The sequence below is a fragment of the Paenibacillus sp. YSY-4.3 genome (genome assembly GCF_054767475.1).
Window position 1 is genome coordinate 463,828 of sequence record NZ_BAABMC010000002.1, and the last position, 22,821, is coordinate 486,648.

The window sequence follows — 22,821 nt, forward strand, 5'->3', positions numbered from 1 at the left end:
TCTACTTTAGCGACCGAACCTTTGTTGCTGATTCGGTCGCTTCCACTTTCGGCAGCATTACTTCTTCTTCAGCCGCTGGGATATCGCATCCAATTGTTTTTGCGAAAGTTTGTTGTATTGATAGTCTGTAGGCGTGATTTCCTTGACTTGCTTTGTGCAGCAATACCGAATGATCTGAGTTAAATGCTCTTGATAAAGATGGGCCAGCCCTTGTATCGTTTCCGGACGATACTGGTATTTGTTGTAGTGAATATCCAAGGTGAATTGATCTCCGACCACCATTCCATTCAATTCGAGCTTATGAGCTCTCATGATCTGCGCCCCCACTTCAGGCCCTGCAGGTATATCGCTTAGCTCAAACAGCTTGGTCTGAGCGGCAGTACCGCCGAATTGTCCCAAATAGTTGAACACAATTTCCGGCTTAAGCTGGAAATGCAGCGGGAGCTCAATGTCTGGATTGCTGGCCGTTAAATATTTGAGAATTTCGTAGCCCAGCCCTTTGCCTGGAATCCGCCGTAAAGCATCTTTGGTTCGCTTAATGACCTCGTCTAAATCCTTCGTTCCTTCAGCACCAAGCACGAATGGGAATATCGAGGTGAACCACCCCACAGTTCTTGATACATCCAGCCCTTTCGCGATTGCTTCCCGCCCATGTCCCTCAAGTTGAATCAGCACGGAGGCGGCGCCTGCCCATTCCTGGAGCGTACGGCTTAAGGCTGCCAGCAGAATATCATTGATTTCCGTGCTGTAAGCATGGTGGACATCCGTTAACAGGCTTCGGGTTAACTCGGCATCCAATGCCAGCTTCACCGTGGCATGATCCCCGGCTTCATTGAAGTCGATCTTATGATCGACGGGCAGCTCAGCCGTTGACGCCTGTTCGACGGCTTCCCAATATCTAGCTTCCTTCAACAACCCTTTGCTGGAGGCATACTGCGCCAGCCCTTGTGACCACTCTTGGAAGGAGTGAGTCTTCTCCGGAAGCATAACCGCTGTCTGATCCAGCAATTGTTCATAAACGGCAGCGAAATCCTCCAGAATAAAGCGCCAGGATACACCGTCAACGACCAGATGATGAATAATGATCAGCAAATAATCACCCAGTGCGGTATGATAGACGGCCAATTGAATCAGCGGTCCCTTCTCGATGTTCAACTCAGCCTGCAGTTTGGCCGATTGCCGCTCGATCTCCGCATGCGGATCTCCACTTGCCGTCACATCGAAGACATTTAATCGGTGGAAAGTTTGCCCTTCAATGCCTTGATTGAACTGGACGACTCCGCTATCTCCCAAGCTGAACCTCATGCGTAGCGCATCATGATGCTCTGCCATTCGATCGAAGGCCTCCGCAACCAGCTCAGCCTCAAATCCTTCCCGCCTGTACAACATGACAGAATGATTGTAATGATGAACATGCTCCCATTTCTGTTCGAACAGCCGATGTTGAATCGGGGTAAGCCCTATTTCCCCCACCACCGGTTCCTGGCTGATTTTGCGGGCGGAAATCTGCACATACCTGCTCAGTTCCCGGATCGTCGGATATTTGAATAAATCCCTCATTTCCATCTTCAGGCCATGCGTCATGAGCCTGGACGATACCTGCAGCGCCTTGATCGAATCTCCGCCGCATTCAAAGAAATGATGATCCGTCCCAATGCCTTTAATACCTAACGTATCCTCCCACACCCGTACCATTGCTTCCTCGATCTCATTCGCCGGAGCCGAATATACATCTGCAGGCTCAATTTCGATAAGCGGCTCAGGCAGCGCTTTATAGTCCAGCTTGCCGTTCTCATTCAAAGGCATGTGATCAAGAAATACATAAGCCGCAGGGAGCATATAAGAAGGCAGCCGATCGGATAAATGACCCCGCATATCAGATGCTGTCAACCCTTGCTGTGTCACAATATACGCGCACAAATATTTCGTATCTTCAGCGCTCTCCTTGACGGTAAGCGCCACTTCCTGCACATCGGAATGCTCCATAAGCTGCGCCTCGATCTCGGCCAGCTCGACGCGATAGCCTCTAATCTTTAGCTGATGATCCATTCTGCCGATGAACTCAATATCGCCGTTTGGCAATCTTTTGGCTCGGTCTCCCGTTTTATATAGCCTTTGCCCAAGGTCGAGCGGATGAGGAACGAACTTCTGCGCTGTCAGTTCCGGGTCATTCAAATAGCCGCGCCCCAAGCCGCCGCCTGCAATGGCCAGCTCTCCTGGGACCCCGTCCGGCAGCAAATTTCCATAGGCATCCATAATATACGCCTCAGCATTAAAGATCGGCTTGCCGATGACCGGCTGCTTGCAGAATGCCTGGAAGTCAGCCCGCTTCATAGGGTAGGCTATACAGCCGATAGTCGCTTCCGTAGGACCATAATGATTCACGAACCTGACATCCGGGTACCGCTCGTAGTATCGCTCGATGTCCTGCACCTTCATTTTTTCTCCGCCAAGCACGATCAGCTTCAATGAACTCAGCAGATTTCTCGTCTCGAAACGTTCATGGTTCACCATAATATGGAATAAGGAAGGCGTCGCCTTAATGAAGCTGATACCGTTCGTCGCAATATAATCCAGCACATATTCGGGATCGACGTAATCATGGCGGTCGAGCAAATGCAGCTCGCAGCCACTAACAAGGGCAGGATACAAAGCTGTATAGCACAGGTCAAAGCTGGCCGAGGAGAGCAGCATCGTCTTGTCGCTTCCAGCAATCCGCTGAGAAGTCGTAAACCAGTGCACATAGTTCGTCAAATTGCGATGTTCAAGCATGACGCCCTTAGGTGTTCCGGTTGTGCCAGAGGTGTAAATGACATAAGCCAGATCGTGCTCGCTTACTTGAATATTTAAGTTCTGCCCTTGTCCTTCATACGTGCTAAGGTGATCCAGCAAAAATACCTCGGTCACGCTCTCCGTTCCATGCAAGTGATCGGCATAAGTCAGCAGGAACTGAGCGCCGCTGTTGGTTAACATATAATCCACCCGGCCAGCCGGGAACTCGGGATCGATCGGCAGATAAGCTCCTCCCGCCTTTAGGACAGCCATCAGGGCTGCAATGGTCTCCGGCCGATTCTCCATGACGATTCCAGCAAGGCCGCCACTAGCCGCAAAGCCACTCTCTAACATCATTCTCGCCAACCGGTTAGCTTTGGCGTTCAGTTCAGAGAAGCTCCATCTTTCATTTCCAAAGACGAGGGCCGTATGATCAGGCGTGCGCTCCGCCTGAGCTTCGAACCATTCAACAATGGTGCGGAATTCAGGCTGCTCTTCGGTGCTTGCAGCAGTTTGAGTTTGCGTGTGGCTGTCTCCTTGACCTGGGCTGTAACTATTACTTTGAACTGGACTTCTACGGCTAATTGACTGCGCCAGCTTCTCCTCAGCGGTTAGAAGAGATAGCTTCGCCAGTTCCAGCTCCGGCTGCTCCACGCCCGTTTGCAGAATATGAACGAAGTGCCGGGCAAAGCGCAGCATCGTGTCGTTGGTAAACAGCTGCGTACAGTAGACGAACTCCAGAATAATGTCATCGTCCGTCACTTCCGCAAGCAGGGAAATATCAAATTTGGTCGATTGCTGCTCAAGCGAATAAGGCTTGACCGTCAAACCCTCCATTTGAAAATCATCTTCACTTGCATTCTGCATCGTCAGCATGACGTCAAACAGTGGGCTGCGGCTTAAATCCCGCGGAATCGCCAGCGCCTCCACCAGGCTCTCAAATGGATACTGCTGGTGCTCATAAGCGTTCAAGCAGATTTCCTTCACTTCCTCCAGGTAGGTGCGGAAGCTCTTCTGCCCCTCCGGCTTACTCCGCATAGCCAGCGTATTGACGAAGATTCCCATCACCTGCTGTACATCTGCATGATCCCGGCCTGCTACCGCAGAACCAACAATGACATCCTCCTGTCCGGCGTATTTCGACAGCAAGATGCTGTAGCCGGCCAGCAGAATCATGTACAGCGTCGTTCCCGTCTCCTTGGCTAATCGCTGTAATTGAGCCGTCAACTCCCGGCCGACAGCATGCTCCAACTTGGTCCCCTCATAGCTATGCTGCTGCGGCCGCGGGAAATCGGTTGGCAGGTCTAACACCGGCAGCTCTCCCGCAAACTGATCTAACCAATATTGCTTATAACTTTCGTAAGCTCCTTCCGCTAGCTGCCCGTTATGCCAAGCAGCATAATCCTTATACTGAATGCGCAGCTCCGGCAGATCTGCCCCGCTGTATAATGCATTAAACTCCTCCATGAATACCCCAACAGACGTGCCGTCGGAAATAATATGATGCATGTCGATCAACAGTACGTAGTCGTTCTCGTTCCTCTGCACGAGGCCTGCCCGGAATAAAGGCGCGCTGCTTAAATCAAAGGGGGCGACAAATTGCGCGGCTATATGCTCCAATTCGGCATCGCTTGCCTTCCCGTAATTTTCAAGCTTGAACTCGGCTTCCGGATGGACGACCTGTACCGGCTCCCCTTCTACGAGTTCAAACGAGGTACGGAATGCTTCGTGCCGCTGCATCATGGCGCGGAAGGCATCCTCCAGCTTTTCCGTGTCCAATTCTCCTTGAATTTCAAAAGCAGCCGTCATGTTATACGACGTATTCGGCCCGTTCATCTGATTCAGAATGAACAAGCGTCTCTGCGCTGCCGACACGGCATAATGGCTCTTCGTCTCTATGACCGGTATCTCAGCGAATGACTTATGAACAGATTTCTGAATAAGCTCTGCTACGCCCTGAATCGTAGGATATTGAAAAATGCCGCGCACAGGAATGTCCACGCCGAACTCTTTGTTCATTCTCGAGATTAAAATCGTCGCCTTTAAGGAATGTCCTCCTCGTTCAAAAAAGTTGTCGTGGATGCCGATTTGCTCAAGGCCGAGCTCCTCTTTCCATATATGAACCAGTCGTTCTTCTACCTCATTGCTCGGCGGTGCATAGGAAGCCATAGCGGAATGGCTGGTTTCCGGGTTCGGCAAGGCTTTCTTATCGATTTTGCCATTGGGCGTTAGCGGCATCTGCTCCAGCGCAATAAAGTAGGATGGCACCATATATTCGGGCAGCGTGTTAAGCAGCTTCTCCCGAATAGATCCAAGCTCAGCCCCGCTATCTTCGGGCACGAAATAGGCACATAAATAGTAGTTGCCCCCTTCATCCTCCTTGGCTACGACAACGGCCTCCACCACCGGCAAGTGTGAGATCATGGTTTTCTCGATTTCTTCCAGCTCGATCCGGTACCCGCGGATTTTAACCTGGAAGTCGGTTCTGCCGATATATTCAAGGCAGCCGTCCTCTCTCCACTTCGCCAAATCGCCCGTGCGGTACATTTTGTGGCCTGGGACATGCGGATTGTCGATGAACTTCTGTTCCGTCAAATCTTCCCGCTGCCAATAGCCCGCCGCCAAGCCGTCTCCCGCAATACACAGCTCCCCAGGCACTCCGACTGGGACGAGCATATCATCCGCATCCACGATATAAACCTGTGTGTTGGCAATAGGCCGACCGATGTCCACGTTATGGTTGCGCGTCAGATCGCTTACACAGGACCAGACCGTCGTCTCCGTCGGGCCGTACATATTGTAAATCCGTAAATGGGCGAAGCCTTGCAGCTGATGTAGTAAATGAATCGGCATAGGTTCTCCGCCGAGCATAATGTCGGTCACTTTTTCAAGAAAAGCCATTTCCGGATCGCCGGACATCAGCATTTTCAAACGGGACGGGGTAATTTGCAGCATTTGCACGTTATGAGCTGTAATAAGCTGGTGCAGAGCTTTAGGATCAAGCTGCTCGTTTTCGTTTGCTATGACGATGGTTAATCCTTTCGTTAACGGCACCCATGTTTCCAGGACAAAAATATCGAAAGAAATCGTCGTCAGGCTCAGTATGTTTTTCCCGGGGGTAAAATCTATTTCTTGAGCCATCGCTTCAATGAAGTTGTGAACGGCTTGATGAGTAATCATGACGCCTTTGGGATTGCCTGTGGAGCCGGATGTGTAAATGACATAGGCATTATGATCGGCTGTATGACTGCGAAATTCCCGCTCGTCGTTCTCCTCCAGGTAGAGGCTCTCATCATTGACGAATATCGTCGCCGCTTCGCAATTGACGTGATTCGCCAACTCCGCTTCGGTCAGCAAAATTTGCGAGCCGCTGTCTGTCAGCATATATTCGATGCGCTTCGCCGGATAATCGGGATCAATCGGCAGATAGGCTGCTCCCGCTTTCAATACTCCTAACAAAGCGATGATCATATCGATCGAGCGCTTAACCATCACGCCTGCAATCGTTCCTGGCGTTACCCCTTTCTTGCGGAGAGCAGCCGCGAGCCGGCTGGATTTCACGTCGAGTTCCTTGTAGGTGTAGGACTTGTTAGCCCATACCGCGGCAATGTCATCGGGTGTACGCTCGGCCTGACGCTGGAACAGCTCGTCAATCGTCAACTGCTTGTCATAGCGCAAATCTGTTGCGTTGAATTCAATAAGCAGACGCTGCCGCTCTTCTGGGGATAACAGATCAATCCGGGACAAAAGGACATCTGCGTTCTCTGCGACGATACTCAAAATGTTCACATAGTGGGCTAACATCTGCTCGGCTTTGTCCCGCTTGAACAGCTTCGTGCTGTAATCGAGGTTCACCGCAATGGACTCCTCGCTCCAATCCTCTGCGCTCAAAGTTAAATCATAGGGCGACACTCCGGGATTACGTTCTTCCGGCCTGAAAATAACGCCTGCTCCGGACACCGTCTCCATATCCATGTTCTGTAAAATAAACATCGTATCAAACAGCGGATTGCGGCTGAGATTCCTCTGAATATTCAACCGATCAACGAGCAGCTCGAACGGGTAATCCTGATTGTCGAATGCTTCGATGCTGCTGCGCCGTACTTCCTCCAAGTACTCGCGGTACGCCTTATCCTTGGCAGGATAACTGCGAATAGCGACTGTATTGATAAACACACCGATCAGCGGCTCAATGTCTGGATGATTGCGTCCCGATACCGGCGTCCCTACGACCAGATCGTCCTGCCCGGTATATTTATGAAGCAAAATTTTATAAGCGGACAGCATAACCATGAACAAGGTTGTATCGGTCTCGTTCGCCAACCGGCGGAGCCGCTTCGTCAACCGCTCGTCCAAGCGGGCAGACAGCCGCTGTCCTTCCATGCTAAGTTGACTGGGTCTCGGATAATCGGTCGGTAAATTTAGGACAGGCAAGTCTCCTTCGAATTGGTGAAGCCAGTATGCTTCCTGCTCACTTATTGTCAGATCATTCACAGTCTGATTCTGCCAGACAGAAAAATCGGCATACTGTACTTTTAACTCCGGCAGCGCATGCCCTTCGTACAACTCCACAAGCTCCTTCATAAACACGGCCATAGAATAGCCATCCGAGATCAGATGATGCATATCGACAAACAAAATATGCTCAACAGCCGACAGCTTCACAAGCTCAGCCCGGAACAACGGCGCTTTGGTCAGATCGAACGGCTGCACGAAATGCTGGAATCTCTGTTCCGCTTCCTCCGGACGAGACAGCTCGGTACACGGTACGTTCAATACAACCTCCTCGCCTATACGTTGAACGATTTCATGTCCCTCGATTTCAAACGACGTTCTGAACACCTGATGTCTACTAACGATATGCCGAAGAGCCGCGATCAGCCGCTCAACGTCAAGCATGCCTCGAAGCGAGATTTGTCCAGGAATGTTGTGAACTAGCGTACCAGCATCCAGCTGCTCCAAAATATAAATGCGCCTCTGCGCCGCCGAGATCTCATAAGTATCCCGCGGCTCTTGCACCGGAATCGGCTGGAATGATTCTGCCGACCCGCCATCAATAAGTCCGGCTAGCTTGCGGATCGTCGGGTATTGGAACCATTGCCCGATTGGAATTTGAATGCCGAATTCCTGATAGATTCGCGACAGCATGACCGTCGCTTTCAGTGAGTTGCCTCCTAGCGAGGCAAAATGGTCATGGACGCCGATCCTCTCTATTCCCAGGAGCTCGCTCCAAAGTCGAACAAGCCCAGCCTCCGTCTCACTTAAAGGCCCCTGCTTCTGCCGCATTATATCCGGAACCGGGAGCGAACTCTCGTCAATCGACCCGTCCTCCAGCAGCGTAAACGATTCCAGCACAATAACATGAGTTGGCATCGCATAATCCGGCAGGCGCTCTGTCATTTCGGCCCTGACCAGCGACTCATCGATCGTCTTGGCTGGCGCAGCAATATATGCTGCGAGCTCCGGGGCGTGATGTCCGGCGACCATTCGTACAACTGCTTGGGTATGCCTTAAGCTCGGCAGCTCCAGCAGCGCTTCCTCCAGCTGCACTAAATTGATACGGTATCCTCGATGCTCGGCAATGCGGTCTGCATCACCACAAATTTTCAGTTCTCCGGACGGCATGAACATCGCTAATTGTCCCGTCAGGACCATACCCTCCGTCTCCGGTATATGTAGTTCACCTGTAACGCCAAGGGGGACTCGCTCCCCGTAATTATCCAGAATACACTTTCCCCCGTGGCTATTTTCAAGCTTCGCTAAGAAATGAGCCTGCTCATCCGTAATGACCGAAAGCCGGGAAACTTTCATAGAGGAATCCTGAACTATCGAGAGCAATAATCGACGATATCCCTCCACCCAGTGCTGCATAACCTCCGGCTTGATCAAATCCGTGCTGTAATCAAAGTCAAGCCACAACTCCTGCTGAACCTCCGTTATGTTCAGGAATAAATCATAATGCAAATGCTGAACCGGGTACGGCACGAGCTCCGTATCCAGCCCGCTGAAATTCAGCTTTCGAACAGGTCGATCCATATTGAACAAAATGTTCATAGCCGGCATATGCGCCCCGGGTATCCGTTCGGCCAAACTCGCCAGAGAATAGTTCTGGTATCGATCCAATTGCTGCATCGCCGTTTTCACGGTAAGAAGATAATCCGCCGCCGAGTCGCTGCCATGAATTTCTGTATATACCGGAAGCATGTTCACACAATTTCCCACGAGATGGGTCTCGCCCATATGAGACTGTCCGGCCGTTGGAATGCCGACAACAATTTGCCTCTGCCCGGCAAGCCGATGCAGGAACAGGCCATAGGCAGCAAGCATTGTAATGAACAAGCTGTTCTTGCTCCTTATGCTCAAGGCTCGTAATTCCTTCGTGAGCGCGCGATCCAGCTTCAATGTCTGCCTGTCCCCGCTGAACGTCTTCCTCGCCAAATGCCCGTCCGGCGAAGGCAATTGCAGGGTCGAGATAGGTTCGGAGAAGCGTTCCAACCAGAATGCCGCGGCCTCATCGGCCTCGGGCTCATGCTGCAGCCGCTCCTGCCATTGCAAATATTTGTGGAACGGAACCGGCTGCGGCAGCCCAGGAGCACGCTGAACGCAAATGGCCGAGTATACCTCCTCCAGCTCACCTACAAATACCGCGATCGACCAGCCGTCCACGACGATATGATGGAAGGCAAGCGCCAAAACATAATCTTCATCGGCCATGTGGAGCACCGTTATACGAAACAACGGCTGCTCGGCATGCAGATTGAATGCTCTGGAAGCATCCGCGGCCAGCCAATTGTCCAGCTTAGCCTTGCTCTCGCTCGTGGAGCGAGAACGAAGATCTTCCACGGCAACCGGAGCCGGGAGCTCCGGCAGAATCGTTTGAAACTCTCCGCTAGGATCAATCACTGTTCGCAAAGCCTCATGCCGCCGCATCAATACACTTACTGCTTGCCGTAATATCTGTACGTCTAGCGCACCTTCCATTTTGAGCAGAACAGATTCGTTTAATGACGCGGAAGCCGGGCTGCTGGAGACCGAGGAAATCCATAGCTGCTTCTGCTCATTGGACAATTTCGACGTCCTCTTCCCGTCATCATCGTCCGGCGGTTGCGGCGTGCCCGGCAGGAACCCGCCGCGCTGCAAATCGCCGACGCTTTCTTTGACGATACGAATAATCGTGTCTATATCCTCCAACGTATGTGCTGTAGACAAGAAGCAATTGCGGCCTTCCCAAACGTAAAGCCCTTTATGGATCAAATGATAGAAGAACAATTCGATGTCCCCGAAGGACACGAAGCGGAACAACGAACCGTAATTGACCAGATAAATCGGAATGCTTCTTTCCTTAAAGAAAGAGTTCAATTCCCGTACCAAATAATCCGTTTTGCGATTCAGCTCCTCGTAAAGAGCAGCACCTTGTGATTCCAAATATTCGATCGTCTTCAGAGCTACGCGCATCGTTAACGGATGTGTACAGAAGGTGCCACCTACAAACGTCTTTTGCGCGGCCTTCGTCGGGTAGGAAGCATCGCCAAAATTCCACTTTCCGCCGTCGATCGGATCCATAAATTGCTCCTTGCCCGCAACGATGCCAATCGGCAGGCCTCCACCTACCACCTTGCCGTAAACGACCAGATCCGCCTGCACGCCAAACCAAGCTTGAGCTCCGCCTAGACCGATGCGAAAACCAGTAATTACTTCGTCAAAAATAAGCGCGGTGCCTGATTGAGAGGTAATTTCCCTGAGTTGCTGCAAAAACTTGCGCGGCTGCAAATCCGGCCTGCGGCTTTGCACAGGCTCCACGATTACCGCGGCAAGCTCATGGGCATGCTTGCGGATAATCTCCAATGATTCCGGCTTATTGTAATTCAACATCAATACGTCGCGAACGTAATTCCCTTGGATGCCTGGCGCCATCGGAAGCGCGGATGCCTCATCGGACTCCGGATTAGCTACTCCTAATACCCCATCAAAAGTACCGTGATAAGAACCGGAGAAAATCACGACTTTCGAACGCCCCGTAGCTGCCCTCGCCGTACGCAAGGCCACCATAACGGCCTCCGTGCCCGAATTGTAGAAAGCTACTCGATCGACCCCCGTCATCCGGCTAATGCGCTCTGCCACTGCGCCGGCCAGATCGGACATGGGCCCTAAAGGCGGCAGCGAAGAGGACGATTGAGCCTTCATCTCCTCTACGATGAAATCAGGATTATGACCCAATAGGTTAACACCGAATCCCATCGTCAAATCGATATATTCATTACCGTCCACGTCCCACATCTTCGACCCGGAGGATCGCTCCGCCACGATCGGATAAATTGCTTCTTTCCAGTAAGAGCGGAACCCCGAAACATTGCGGTTATTGGCATGTACATCACGAGTTTGCTGGGTATAAGCTTTGGAGCCCCGGGTACGGCTCATGTATTCGATAAAGAAACGGTCTAAATATGCCTGCTGCTGCGCAGTAAAATTACCGTCTTCTCCGATGATCATCGGCTGATAAGGAATGAACGGCTTAGGTTCGTCCTGTGAAGGCTTATTGGCTTTAACAACTTGGATCGCTTGAGCGGATTGCGCCGCTTGAGTAGGCCGCACGGCAGTTTGAACGCTTGCCGCTGCTTGAACGCCTGCTACAGCATGAGTACCTTCGGCGGCATCCTTCGTTCCGCTTAGCAGATCAAGCTGGCGCCCAAGAATATCGGATACACTTTGCTGCTGAAGGCTCATAAGCTCAATTTGCCGAGCTATTATCCGTTCCATCGCCGAACTGCCGACGAGCGGAGTTATTAATTCTCCCACCTGCGGGGATCTCACTCTCTCCAGCTCTAGGGTTGCCGTCGCCGCCGCTTGCCGCTGCTGCTCTTCCGCCCCTTGCAGCATCGAATGCTGCTGTGATGCCTCTTCAAGGAGATTGGCTTCGGCTACCGCCGTCACAGCTGTCGTCTGGCGGACAGCGGCATTCTCGAGAATATATTGAGTCAAGCTATACACATTTGTAATCGAGTCGAAAAAGCGCTCTATCGCAATATCCAAGCTATAAATCTCTTCTATTTCCTTACGGATTCGCACAAGCATGATAGAATCCAGTCCCATCTCAAGGAAATGAGCATGCTCGTCGATTTCAGCTTCATCCAAACCTGAAGCTTCGCTTACCATTTTCGTAATCGTATTTTGTACCTCAGCCGACAGATCAGAGGCTTCAACAGCCGTCACCAGCAGTTCACCGGGATTAGACATCGAATTCTCCTCCACTTCTTGATTATCGATACGTTCAATTTCTATCCAGCAGCGTTTCCGTTCAAAAGGATATAACGGTAAAGGTATTCTACGGACGGATTGCTGCAGGTACAGTGCCTCCCAGTTCAGGCGGGCGCCTTGAACATACAGCTCGCATATGTGCTCTAACCGATCCTGGACTGCCAAACCGGTGGTGGAGATATCCAGCAGTTTCTCAGCCGCTTCTTCGCTGATTGCGTTCAGTTCGTCCTCCGTGATCTCACCTAACATGCGCTGCCTTCCCGACTCCGGAACTACCCGGTACACACCCCTGAATATTCCGTCCTTTGCGCTGTCTGCGGCAATACTCTCCAGCTTGCGGGACAACTCCTCCCGCGATGCGCATACAAAGGCAATTCGATGCTCCAAATGAGCCCGCCCGGCAGCTGCCGTATAGCAAATATCTCCGATTAACTGATGTGGTGTCATGGCTAAGTGGCTAATATACCTGTGAACCAGTTGCTGAAGCGAAGCTTCATTCTTCGCCGACAGAGCGAAAATATAAGACTGTCCATTGTCGAGATCTGCTGTCTGCGGCAGCTGATCCACGTACTCTTCCATAACGACGTGGCAATTCGTGCCGCTGAAGCCGAAGGAGCTCACGCCGGAGCGCAGAGGCTGCCGGGTATCATCGAATGATGCAAGCTCTGTATTGATATAAAAAGGGGATTGTTCCAATTTGATGTTGTTATTTGGTTCCCGGAAGTGAACCAACGGCGGGTTTTGCCGATGTTTCAGCATCAATGCCGATTTAATCAAGCTGGCGATACCGGACGCTTCAAAGGTATGCCCGATGTTCGCCTTCACCGAACCAAGCGCACAATATTGCTTCTTATCCGTATATCTGGCAAATGCTTTCTCCAAAGCAGAAAATTCGACAGGATCGCCGAGCTTTGTCCCCGTTCCATGAGCTTCGATAAAGGCGAGCGTATTCGGATCAAGCCCGGCGTCCTTCCAGGCAGCTTGAATGACCTCCGTCTGCGAAGCAGGGTTAGGAGCGGTAATGCCTACCGTCGTACCATCCTGATTTATCGCACTGCCTTTAATGACGGCGTAGACATGGTCCCCGTCCTGAATTGCTTGATGAAGCGGCTTTAACAGCACCGATGCTACACCTTCACTAACTCCCGTTCCATCGGAAGCCGCATCAAAGGCACGGGTATATCCGTCCTCCGATTCCATATCGAGTCCCAGCGATAATGGCAGCAGCGATGTTCTGACACCGCCGGCGAGTGCCATTTCGCATTCGCCACTGCGAATCGCTTGGCACGCCATATGTACGGCGACCAAGGAGGAGGAGCAGGCTGTATCGATTGTGACCGCTGGCCCTTTCAAATCGAGAAAATACGCGATTCGGCTAGCTAGAACCGACGGTAAATTCCCAACGACATAATTCGAAATCCGCTCTGGTTCATGTTTGGAAATCAAACGCTCATAATCATAGCCTACCTTGGAAAACCCGGCATACACCCCTACATTGCGACCGCGCAGCTGATTCCCCGCATATCCTGCATCCTCGAGCGTATGCCAAGCTTGCTGTGTAAATAGCCGCTGGTTCGGATCCATTAGCTTGGCTTCATTTGGAGTCAGCTTGAAGAAGGCATAGTCGAACTTATCGATTTCGTCCAAATAGCCGCCGACCCTAAAATCGGCTTCATTCTTATTCCAGCCGATAACTGACAAATAATCTTTGGCATCCTCCCGTCTGTTGGCCTGGTATTCACCGATCTGATCCCGGCCCGCCGTCAAATTGCTCCAATATTCTTGAAGGGTCTCAGCGCCTGGCAAATACACGGACATTCCGATAATGGCAATGTCCCTCCCGTATTGAGCTGATTCGCCTTCTTCCACATCTTTACTGCTCTGCACGTTCGCTTCTGTTTTAAGATACTTGGCGAGTTCAGCAATCGAGGGGTAGGCGAATAAATCGGCGACCTCCAGTTGAATCGAAAACTGCTTCTCGATCCGGTCGGCAATTTGCACTAAATGAAGAGAGTTTGCCCCCATATCGAAATAACTGTCCCGAATGCCAATTCCGTCCTTCTCCAACACTTCCCGGCAAATTCGCTGAATTGTTCGCTCAATCTCGCTTTGCGTAAGCAGCGTATTGCCAGGCAGAGCCTGGGTCTTCGGCAGGGGCCCATCCTGCTTGTTCACATGCTCCTGTTTCCCCAGATCCTCAGTTCTCTCCGGCTTTTCAGTCTTTTCTGCCATCTCCAGCTTTGACGCTTCAATTGTGCGGGCTATCTCCCTTAATTCCTGCGATACCTCGGTGTATTCACCGTCCTTATATTGCTGCGCTAGCTTGTAGCGCTGCACCTTGCCGCTGGTTGTTTTGGGCATCCGTTTTATAGGAACGATATCGGCGATTTCCCAACCGCCTCGTTGATTCAACAACCGCTTCAATTCCAGCATAGTCGGGTAGAACTTCTCGATTTTTTTCTTGGATACGACAAATAAAACGATCTCTTCTTTCTTGAGCTCCGCATTGTAAACCCCGCTTGCAGCCACCCTGCCAAGCTCTACTCCTTCTACTTCCTCGGCGATCCGCTCCAAGTCATGAGGATATACGTTCTGCCCATTTACAAAAATAATATCCTTAGCCCGCCCCGTAATAACCAGCTGGCCGTTACGTAGAAACCCTAAGTCCCCCGTCCGCACCCAGCCGTCATCCGTCAATATATTCCGCGTCGCCTCAGGGTTGTTGTAATATCCCTGGGTAACGTTATGCCCCTTGATATGTATATGACCAACGATACCATCGTCTAGTTCATGATCCGCCTCATCGCAAATCCGGAATTGGCAGTAATCAAGAGGGACCCCCACCTCGACAAAGGACAGTCCTCCAGCAAAGTGCTTGTCCACTTCAACAACCCGGCTGCCGATGTTTAATTGCTCGCGATCAACGTAAAGGGTCACAAATTCATCCTCAACCGGGGGAATAGCAACTCCTACAGAGGCTTCGGCCAGACCATAAACGGTGCACATGGCGGTTCGCTTCAATCCGTAAGGCGCGAGCGTATTCAAAAAAGAGTCACATAAGTCGGTCGATATCGGCTCTGCACCGTTATAGATGATGCGAATTCGCGATAAATCCCATTCGCTGGCCTTTTCTGTTTTGAAAAATTGCAGGAAATATTTATAACCAAAGTTCGGCGACGAAAGAACACTAACACGATGTTCGCTAGCCTTTTTGATCCACAAGACAGGCTGTCGAATAAATAAGGACGTAGGCATGATATACTGCTCTAGCTCAGCTACTAGCGGAGTCAAATGATTGCAGATCAGTCCCATATCATGCGTCAAGGGCATCCATTGCAAATAGGAATCCTCGGCGGTGATTTTCGAACCGTTGATTATGCCATTGGTGTTATAAATCAGGTTTCTGTGCGTCAGCATGACTCCCTTCGGATCGCCCGTGGAGCCTGATGAGAATTGAATAAACGCGATATCCTCAGCCCTGGCACTATGTATTTGCGGATTATGCTGCCGCATGAATACCTCGTTATTGTCAACGAGTGTAACGTTGTCACGAATTAAGTCATATAAATGGGTTTGCCCGCTCTTCCCCGTATATTTCTCTAAATCTAGCAATATTTTTGATTCTGTTATGAGATAAGGCCGGTGCAGCACCCCCCAAATTCTAAACACCTTTATCTTATGCTCATCGTTGTTCCCCGTACTGACGGGTACCGGAATCATCCCACCTAAAATGCAGGCCCAGAAGGCAATGACAAAATGTCGATTGTCCTCGATTTGAAACACGACTTCCTGCCCCTGACTTACGCCCTGTGATTGGAGATAGCCTAAAAATCCGCAAGCTTCCTCATACAGTTCCTTATAGGTCAATCGAGCCTCTTGCTCATCTCCCTCAATAAAGATAATGCCCCTGTCCTCTGACTTGCCTCGCTCCTGAATTACGTCAATAAGTGTTGTAAATTGCTTCGTAAACACATTCTTCCCCCCAGAAAAAAAGTATTATCGATTAATTTACTGCCGCTTCCGTACAGCTTGATGGTATTTTTCTAGTAATCCTTATCTGTTCATCCAACGATAATCGCTTGGTCGTCAAGATCAGTTGCAGCTGCTCATTGATCTGTTGTATCGCCTGAGACATATTCAGGCCTCGATCACGGTCAATCTGTTCTATAAGTTTTCTAACTTGGTGGATTGGCGAAATAACGCCCTTCATATGCTGATCGGCATCTTCATTGCGGCTCCGGGCAATGATAGCTGCCGTCAAAGCCCCCTGGAGGCTGGTGATAATTGCTGTACGGTTATTCTCTGCGCTGAACACGGAACTTAAATGCTCTATTTCTAGTGGATTGTCAAAATGGTGGGTTTCTATGGTAGGATAGCTCTCATTCATAAGCTGAGTCAGAACCTGGCGCGGTCCGATTTCGACCGTCCGGTCGACTCCATTGCGATACATATACTCCATCGTCTCAAGCCAGCGAACCGGGTGGGTCATCTGGCGATAAAGCAGCCCATTCAGCTCCTGCCGTTGGTAGGGCCGAGCAGTGACGTTGGAAACAATGGGCCATTTCCCATCTTGGGTTTTATATTGCTCCAATTCAATAATCAGCTGATCCGCCGCCGACTGCATTAGCGGGCTGTGGAACGGAGCGCTGACATTTAAATACTTCACGCTAACGCCTGGCACGGTTTCCAGCCTCTCAACAACGGTACGGACCGCCTCCTGATGGCCGGCTATCACATGCTGATACCGTGAATTGCAGCAGGCAACGACAACCTGCTTCGTTTCCGTTGAAACCTGACGGCACAAAAGCTCCAATTCCTCTCGAGAGGCACGGATCACGGCTGCCATGGCCCCAAGACCGGAAGATACTGCTGCTTGCATCAGCATTCCGCGTTTTCTGACGATACGAAGCCCGTCCGAGAACGAAATGACGCCGCTGCACACAAGAGCGGAATACTCGCCAAGGCTGTGTCCAGCCAGCAAATAGGGCTCCCAGCCTAACTCCCGTCTGCCGATCTCAAAGGCGACGACACTAACCGCCATAATAGCCGGCTGCGTGTTCATCGTCTGCATAAGTTCTAATGGACTGCCTTCGAAGCATAGTTTTGCCAGATCGAAGCCTAATGTATCATTTGCTTCCTCAAACAGATGTCTTGCTGTAGTGAATTGATCCCGCAATTTTTTTCCCATACCGACATATTGGGATCCTTGCCCCGGAAACAAAAAGGCCGTTTTTGTCATAAGCAGACCTCAATTCCCTATTGTTTTTTGACATTTTTCCAAATTTTGTGAGTGAATTGAATTGTGAGTTAGAGAGTTACTTGCATTTCGAGTAGGTTGTTTTAGCGATTAATGTTGAGTCGTGGGTGTATCAAAGTGGTTAGAAAACAGAGTTCTAAAGTTGAGGGTTTTAATGTCATTTAACCTTTAAAATTACATAAATACATAATTGAGTTTGCTTCCCATAAAATAACATTAACCATGTTCTTTTTCAAAGTCAATCCAAATAATGTAAGAATTTTGTAAGTTTCATGTTAAAAATGTTGTATTATGATTTTTTTCAGAAGAAGCAAAAAGGCCGCTGGACAGGCCAGCAAGCCGTTTTTTGCAAACATTTATTTTCATGAATTTTGGACTAGTAAAAAAATTTATTTATTCGACCGTCAAGATTCGCGGCGATGTCGTTTGAACAGATCTGGAGGCGAACCATGATCCCAGACATGCAGCCACGATACTCAGAGGAATCATCGCGGCAATCCCTCCCCCATTCATAATCAACGGTACTTCGACAATACCGTAATCGGCCAGAATGAAGTTAAGCAGAGGAGGAAGACCTATTAATCCGAGGGGAACTCCCACTAAAGCCCCAATCGCCGAAACTACTAATATTCCAGCAGTCACCGACATGCGAATTTGCCTGGAAGTCATGCCAATCGATTTGTAAATGCCATAGGTTCGGCTCTCCTTCTTCATGTTGATACGGCAGATGCTATAGATAATGACGAACGTAATTACGATGAACAACAGAGCCATAACAGACATCGGCAATATCAATATTGTAACTGCCTGAGAGAACACTTCATCAACGAGCGTCGCTTGGCTTGCCGTCCAGATTGCGCTGCCGTATTTATCGTGCAGTTCGCTTACGAATTGATCGATGGAGACGCCGTCCTGCAGGTTGATGAAGGTCGTATTCATTACGGCCCCATAGTCGGGGTTAACCTCTCTAACAACGTCAGCCGTTATTCGTCCCGTATAGGACATGTTCGCGATTGCCTGATAGATCCCCGTCACGGTAAGCGTATGCTTTGCGCCTTCAATGTAAATGTCGAGCGGATCGCCTACATCGATGTTCAAACTTTTAGCGATATTGACGCCGATTGAAATTTCTTGGTCGTTCATCGGATTGCGCCCTTTAACGTTCTCATAACCAATCTCATCATAGTTTCCCTCAGCAACCGTAAGCAAAATCCCCATCGTATCCTGCTCCATTCCGGCCGCCAATTCTTTGTTGATCGGCAATACGGCATTGGCGTCTCCGTATCGGCTATAGTTCTTGACCCTTTGATCCAATAGCACTTCTTCGCGAAGCTGTTCATAGGTCAATTTTACTGGATTATCAATTCTTACCGATAGGTCAGCCGAATCATACCCCCATTTCGCAATCGTGCCATGAATGGAGGAGATGCTGTACACGAACAAAAATCCGAAAACGAGCACCGAAGTAGACAACGCTGAGATCAAAATGATCAGTACAGAACCCCGTATATTTTTCGTCACGCCCCTTAGTCCGATAATCATCTCCGTGGGGAGGAAACCCAACTTCAGCAGCTTCTTCTTCCAAATGCCTCCTCGGCTTGATTGTCTAGAACTATCCTTCTCCGACATGCCGTAACGAATCGCCTGTGCCGGCTCAATACCGCGGGCTTTATACGAGAACAGCAGGGCTGAGAGGTATATGACCGCGATCACCGCTAAACCGACCCATATCGCAATGGCCGAAAATTGAACATTCATATCCGCTGTGCCTGTATTGAGATAGGCCATCGAGCTGCTAACGATTTTGTTCGAGAAGATGTAACTTAGCAAAATTCCCGGAATGACCGAGACGATTGCCAGCAGCGTATATTGCGTCACATAAGCTGCAACCACCTTGCGAGAAGATAAGCCAACAGATTTGATAATACCAATCGTCTTATAGCTCGACAAAATCGCATCTGAAATCGTAAATCCAAGCGTGTACAGAGCAACCGATATCATGACTACCGCAAGAAAGACCATAATAAAGCTGATGACTTGATTGGCGATCATGTAATAGGAGGAGATGCTCTCGAAGTCTTTCACCGACTCCAGGTAAGGCGTGCCCAGGAACTTCTCGAAACTTTCCCAGTAAGCACGATTTTGGCTATAATCATCAAAACGCAGCCCTGTCATGTACATGTTGTTGCCTTGCAGCGAGGACATATGGGTATTGTAATCCTGGCCATTCATCCATATTCTCCCGCTGGTCGCAAATGGTGAACAGTACGAGATGTCCACAACTACCGCAGCGACCTGCAGGCTGAAGGTTTCTTTGTCCGTCTTGAATTCGATCGGATCGCCTACCTGTATATCGTTGGAATAAGCGAGAGATGTCGGAATCCAGGCCGTTCCAGGCTTAGGAGCCTGCGTCTCTCTCCCTTGCACAAACAAGAGCTTATCGACAGGAAAAGGACCATCCGGCGTATCCATCATAAACAAATCGACATTAGGAATTTCTTCACCGGCATGAGACATGCTGGAAAGATAGCGGTACCGCATCATCTCCGAGGCCGTAACTCCCTTTTGTTCCGCCCACCACTGATGAACCTGATTAGGGTCATGAATACCGTTCTCTAGGCGCAGAATCTGATGGGCGCCATGAACCTTGGCATGCATATCCTCATATACCCGGTTCGTGTTGTTGATGACCAATATTGCCGTGGAGAGAAGCAGGGCAGATAACATGATGATGATGGCCATGAAGCTGTTTTGTACTTTTTTATTTTTTAGATTCGACCAGCATAGCTTCCATATCGCATACATCCGTTACCGCCCCTTTCCTGACATAAACATAAAGATTTGGTTTTCCCTCGCTTTCAATTGATCCGGAGAATACTTGCCAAGGTCCAGAATCCCGTCTATGTTTCCGTCCTTCACCAGAATCAGGCGATCCGCTCTGCAGGCTGCCTTAATATCATGAGTGACCATAACAATGGATTGGGATTTTTGGTTCATCTGCGTCAAAATATCCAGAATGATCGTGCCTTGCTCCTGACTAAGTGCCCCCGTTGGCTCATCGGCAAAAATAACCTCAGGGGAGTTGATCAACGCCCGGGCGATGGCTGCCCGCTGCTGCTGTCCGCCGGATACCTGAGACGGCAGTCGGTCCGCCTGCTCTGCAATGCCCATCATTTGCAGCAGATTCATGGCCTGGATATTAATTTCACTCTTGCCTCGACCGGCCACATATCCTGGAAAAGCGACATTTTCCAGCAAGGTGAAATCCGGGATTAAGTTGATAGACTGATACACATAGCCGATTTTGTTGGATCGAAAATCCGTGATTTCCTTCTCCGAATATTGGTCGATTCGCTGGCCTTTGAAATATACCTCTCCGGAAGTTAGCGTATCCAGACCGCTTAGCAGATATAGCAGCGTTGATTTACCTGAACCCGAGCTGCCCATAATGACCGTGAAATCCCCCTCATACAATTCAAGATTTACGCCTTTGGCCGCATGAAACTGTTCAGTTCCCGTGGAATAGGATTTACACAAATTAACCGCCTCGATCATAGCAACCTTTTTGGCATTGGCCGTAATCATAAGTACTCCTCCTTCAAAATTACATTTTATATTTTAAATATCATTTTTTTACATTCAAAGCGCGCAAGTGGCCAACGGGTTCATCTCATTTGACAAAATTATTGTTATGATCATGGTGAATGGTTATTTTGCATATCTAGTAGGCAGGTGTATAACGAGAGGGATGTTTATTTATGTTCAATAATGAGGTTGCCGGTGTCGGAGAAAAGATGCACTAATGGTCCTCCTTCGCCGATATAACCATCTGCGTAGTGGGGTAATGTGACGTTGATTTGTCCGGAATCTGCTTCTAGTTTGGTGCGAAGTGCTTCAGGTGCCTCAGCCGTTTGTATTGTGATGTCGCCCGAATCTGTTACAGCCTTAATGTCATGGTTAATTCGTTCAAGGGCTATATCGATTGCCCCGGTGTCCGACTTTACGTTCAGGAGACCCTCGGCTATATTCATGCCTATAGCGCCTGTATCGCTAGCCAGCTCATATTCATTCGCCTGCACCGAATCTACATGGATACTCGCCGTATCCGTAACGGCCTGCAGTTGATCCAGCTTAACAGCGGGTATGCCTACCGTTAACTCAAGCTTCGTGTAGAGGTCGAACAAGCGCATTCTGCTGTCCTGTACGATTTCAATCCGGGTCCGCTCCCCTTCCTCCTCCACGACTAAGTGATAGTCCTTCAGCCATTTCTTCGTTGTTGTTCCCTCCAAAGTCGCCTTAATCTCATTTCCTTCAATCGGGATTATCTTCACAGTCCCAGTCTCTGCACGAATATACAGCTCTTTGACTTGCTCCGTACTAACGGATCTTTGAATGTCAAACTTCTCTACGTTGAATGGGGAATTCCCCATCAAATACATCACTACATTACCTATTACCGCAACAGCAATCAGAATAATCGAAAGTCTTAATATATTTCGCATGTTTTTAGTCAAAATAAATCATAACCTCCCTATAACTTTCAAGTTATACCATAAATACCGGATTACCAGCTTGTAATAAAGACGGGTAATCTTTAACGCTCCAATCATGAATAATAGTCCTGCACCGACTAGGCCAAGCATAAGGAAGAAATCATTGATGAGGATCGAAACCGATTGATGCTGAATAATGAGCAGGATGGGAGATATGATCAAGAAGAGGGAAAATCCATACAATCCGGCAAGCACAGTTAAGGAAGCGATAAATGGCAGAAATACAATGATTAAATTGAACAAACCTAAGCTCACCGTTGCCATAACCGCTCTAGTCACATTGGGGAGCGAAGGAGATTTTCCCGCCTTCTGGATTTGGGACTGGGCAAGCACCTCGCGGGCAACCAATCGCGGCTCCCCTAGCCTAAGAATCACTTCCTCTTCGGATCGTCCGCTGAGCTCGGCTTGCTCAAAATGCTCCATGTAGTCGGCCAAGATATCCTCTCTTTCGGCTGGAGGAAGCGGCTTTAAATATTGAAGCAGTTCGTTTAAATACGCCTCTTTATTCATTCTAAGCCCTCCTCGATCATCTCTTGTACTCCTACAGCAAATTTGCTCCATTCCGATACAAGCTCATTCATGACTTCCCTTCCTTGTTCCGTAATCTTATAGTACTTTCTTGGAGGGCCTTCCAATGATTCATGAAGATAGGTTGAAAATAAGCCTTCTGAGGCGAGCCTTCTAAGCAGGGGATAAATAGTTCCTTCCGCAATTTCGAATCTGCGTGAGATCTGCTCCACCAGCTCATAACCATAACGATCCTTCTTAGCCGTCAAGACGAGAACACAAAGCTCCAAGACACCTTTCTTGAATTGGATATTCATCGTTTCTCACCACCGCTTTACTCAGTACTACTCAATGAACAGTAGTTAGGATATACATATATTAACATTCAGTACTGTATATTGCAAGATACCTGTTATTATATTTTTTCCCATTTTAAGCCCAAATCTAGAATAACGGGCTGAAGTGCTGACAAGCAGC

At 49.5% G+C, this 22,821-nt stretch carries 7 protein-coding genes; all 7 read right to left on the reverse strand.

The window, feature by feature from the left end; all coding sequences use genetic code 11:
• Positions 1-57: 57 nt before the first annotated feature.
• Entirely contained in the window at positions 58-15,999 is a 15,942-nt protein-coding gene (locus ACYUJT_RS08940; RefSeq protein ID WP_460320750.1) for an amino acid adenylation domain-containing protein, read from the reverse strand.
• A 31-nt stretch (positions 16,000-16,030) separates the two neighbouring features.
• Positions 16,031-17,266, reverse strand: a complete 1,236-nt coding sequence (gene fabD / locus ACYUJT_RS08945) for an ACP S-malonyltransferase (RefSeq protein WP_460320752.1) — start codon at positions 17,264-17,266, stop codon at positions 16,031-16,033.
• A 411-nt stretch (positions 17,267-17,677) separates the two neighbouring features.
• The gene (locus tag ACYUJT_RS08950; RefSeq protein WP_460320754.1) at positions 17,678-20,089 is read right to left on the reverse strand and encodes an ABC transporter permease; all 2,412 of its coding nucleotides are present in this window, start codon (positions 20,087-20,089) and stop codon (positions 17,678-17,680) included.
• A gap of 3 nt (positions 20,090-20,092) precedes the next feature.
• Positions 20,093-20,869, reverse strand: a complete 777-nt coding sequence (locus tag ACYUJT_RS08955) for an ABC transporter ATP-binding protein (protein WP_460320756.1) — start codon at positions 20,867-20,869, stop codon at positions 20,093-20,095.
• Positions 20,870-21,036: 167 nt separating this feature from the next.
• Positions 21,037-21,798, reverse strand: a complete 762-nt coding sequence (locus ACYUJT_RS08960; RefSeq protein ID WP_460320759.1) for a DUF4097 family beta strand repeat-containing protein — start codon at positions 21,796-21,798, stop codon at positions 21,037-21,039.
• 6 nt (positions 21,799-21,804) lie between these two features.
• Positions 21,805-22,347 carry an HAAS signaling domain-containing protein gene (locus tag ACYUJT_RS08965; RefSeq protein WP_460320762.1) on the reverse strand — a complete coding sequence of 181 codons (543 nt, stop codon included), beginning with the start codon at positions 22,345-22,347 and terminating at the stop codon, positions 21,805-21,807.
• Positions 22,344-22,661 (reverse strand): PadR family transcriptional regulator, encoded by a 318-nt coding sequence (locus ACYUJT_RS08970; protein WP_460320764.1) that lies wholly within the window; start codon positions 22,659-22,661, stop codon positions 22,344-22,346. The genes ACYUJT_RS08965 and ACYUJT_RS08970 overlap by 4 nt, the downstream gene beginning before the upstream one ends.
• Positions 22,662-22,821 lie beyond the last annotated feature (160 nt).